This is a genomic window from Priestia sp. SIMBA_032 (genome assembly GCF_046535215.1).
GTDB classification, from domain to species: domain Bacteria; phylum Bacillota; class Bacilli; order Bacillales; family Bacillaceae_H; genus Priestia; species Priestia aryabhattai.
In genome coordinates this window covers 1-348 of sequence record NZ_JAWRXD010000262.1, presented here as the reverse complement: position 1 = coordinate 348, position 348 = coordinate 1, and the positions used below count along the sequence as shown (strand labels likewise).

Annotated in this window: 1 protein-coding gene; it reads right to left on the bottom strand. The window is 57.8% G+C overall.

Going from position 1 to position 348, the window contains the following annotated elements; genetic code table 11:
• Positions 1-286: acyl-CoA synthetase family protein (locus SB717_RS34275; RefSeq protein ID WP_410907296.1), on the bottom strand; the 286-nt coding region annotated here is incomplete at its 3' end.
• Positions 287-348: the final 62 nt, after the last annotated feature.

Below are 348 nucleotides of genomic sequence, written 5' to 3'. Positions count from 1 at the left end.
CGATGCTGCGCTGTTGTCCTTTCGGAACAACGACCACAGCGGACTCATGAACGGTCTCAATGGACTGTAGCGCCGTCTGGACGGGGCCTAGCTCGATCCTGAAACCACGTACTTTTATCTGGTCATCCTGCCTGCCAATAAAGTCCAGGCGGCCATCGGGTAACCAGCGGACACGGTCTCCCGTGCGGTAGCAGCGCAAACCATCCGGTGCGGGTAAAAATGAGGCCGCACTGCGCACGGGGTCGCTGACATAGCCTTGCGCCACGCCGTGTCCGTGAATGATCAATTCACCAGGCACTCCAATACCCACGCTCTGCATGTGTTCATCTACGACATCTACCCAGGTAC